Raw genomic sequence first — 2128 nt, forward strand, 5'->3', positions numbered from 1 at the left:
ATAAATTTAAACCCTGAGAAAAAAGAAGAAATGCGGGCGGCATAAAATTTAACTTGAGGCGACAACTAACTTGAAAAACTCCGGTACGGTACTTACATACTTAGGTATATCAATGTGCTGTACGGTGTCTTTAGTTGTGTGGTGGTGAGGGTCGTGACCCATTCCAAAGTAAACATACGGTATGTTGTTTTGCGCAAATGAATAATGATCGCTTGCCTTATGCCAATCAATATTTTGTGATTTAATTAGCCGATTCATTTGTTTTGACGAATAGACAGGTTTGATTGTTATTTTAGTGTTATTTAAGGCGGTGAATACGGGCTTAAGTTTTTGTTTTAATGAGTAGGATGTTAATGCATACACGCGGGATTTATGTTTTTTCACCCCAAGCATATCTAAATTTATATTCATTAAAACGTTATTTGAGTTAAGCGTTTGTGCAAAGTGTTTACTGCCATGTAAGCCATTTTCTTCTGCGTCAGTTAATACAAATACCAATTCGTAAGGGAATTCTTTATTTTGTAACGAAGACGCTAAGTAAAGCAGGGCAGCAACGCCTGTTGCATTGTCGTTTGCCCCAAAATAATATTTCCCACCTCGCTTACCAAGGTGATCGTAATGGGCTGTAATAATTATTTTTTGACGTTGTGTTGATTTGGTGGGGACTGCAATAATATTAATGCCTTGTGCATGCTCAAAAATGCCTGACTTATAAGTAAACGTTTGCTCACTTACATTTAAGTTAAACTTAGAAAGCCTACTATGTAGGTATGCTCGCGTGTTTGCTGCACCTTCTGTTGCTGTTTTTCGGCCCATGAGCGGATTGTTTGCTAAATGGTTTAAATCATCAATAAGCTGCGTGTGTAGGGCACTTCCATAACTATTAGCGCACACACATATTAAAATTAAGCATAATAAAGTATTTAATGGTCATAACTTTGCTGTTAATGAATTTAATACGTTTAATTTACTCTCATAACGTTTTTTGTCATGTAAAAAGTCAGCTTTTTTGCCTGCTTGTTCAAGATGGTATATCGCTTTTTGGGTGTTTCCCCATTTAAAGTACACGCTAGCTTGACCAAAGTGGCTTTCGTGTAATGAAGGCGCAAGGCTATAGGCTTTTTTATAATGTGCTAATGCAAGTGCAAAATTAGATTGCTCAAACTCTGTATTACCAAGGGATACATGGTAATAAGGGTTGTTTTGACGCTTGATGTGTAATTTTTTTAAGATGTCAGTGCCTAACTCCGAACGGCCTGTTAGCTGATACAAAACAGCCAAGTTACCTTGTGCAGTATTGTTGTTTTGATTAAGAAAAATTGCGTAGTTGTAGGCTTTTTCAGCTTCAGTTAAGTAGTTTAACTGTCTAAACAATACGCCTAAATTCCCCCACCCAGCACTGAAATTAGGGTCGGCTTTAACTGCGTGGCTAAAGTAGTTATAAGCTAAGTCGTACTGCTTACTAACAAGTGCAATAGCCCCTTTATTGTTATAAAACATGGCTGTGATAGTGTTTTTGCTAATAGGTGTTGTTTTAAAGCGAGCCTGGCGGCTATTAGGGTCAAAGTCTATTATTAAGCGTGTTTTGCCTTGGTAAATAAATACCGACTGGTTAGAAGGTTCAATGGCTGTATCAATACTTAAGTTAATGTGGCCTGTCAGTAAGTTAAATCCATTGTTAAGAGCCCAATATTCTGGGATATGAACTTTATTAAACCGCGCTTTTATACCTAAATAGTCAGCAAGGCTATAAGCTAAAATAGAGAGCGATAAGCAATTTGCATTTAAGTTTTTAAAGGTTTGTGATGCGGTGAGGGTTGCCCCCGATTGATATGAAAGCGAATCATCACCATTTTTAAGTAAAAAGCTCAATATATTGTGTGCTAGCGTTTGGGTAGATTGCTTACTTTTTAAATGGCTTTTGAGCTGCTGCTTGAGGCTGTCGCTAAGAGTAAATATTTCTTCTGGTGATTCTAGAGTATGTGACTCAAACGAATTTATTTGGAGCAGTTTAACTGGTGGTGCGACAAGCGGTGTTGAACTGCATGCGCTCAGCGTAAACAGCCCTACAAATATGATCAAAAACTTAAATTGATTGGTTTGCATAATGTTGTGATTCAATGAAACC

The 2128-nt window shown here is 37.3% G+C and carries 2 protein-coding genes; both read right to left on the reverse strand.

All coding sequences use genetic code 11. From position 1 onward, the window contains the following. Positions 1–48: 48 nt before the first annotated feature. Positions 49–816 (reverse strand): M20/M25/M40 family metallo-hydrolase, encoded by a 768-nt coding sequence (locus CWB65_RS19535; RefSeq protein ID WP_249365046.1) that lies wholly within the window; start codon positions 814–816, stop codon positions 49–51. A gap of 114 nt (positions 817–930) precedes the next feature. After that, complete coding sequence (locus tag CWB65_RS19540; RefSeq protein WP_138741293.1) at positions 931–2106, reverse strand: tetratricopeptide repeat protein; 1176 nt, start codon at positions 2104–2106, stop codon at positions 931–933. Positions 2107–2128 lie beyond the last annotated feature (22 nt).

Origin of the sequence: Pseudoalteromonas sp. S554 (genome assembly GCF_005930865.1) — a bacterium.
In the GTDB taxonomy this organism is placed as follows: Bacteria; Pseudomonadota; Gammaproteobacteria; order Enterobacterales; family Alteromonadaceae; genus Pseudoalteromonas; species Pseudoalteromonas marina.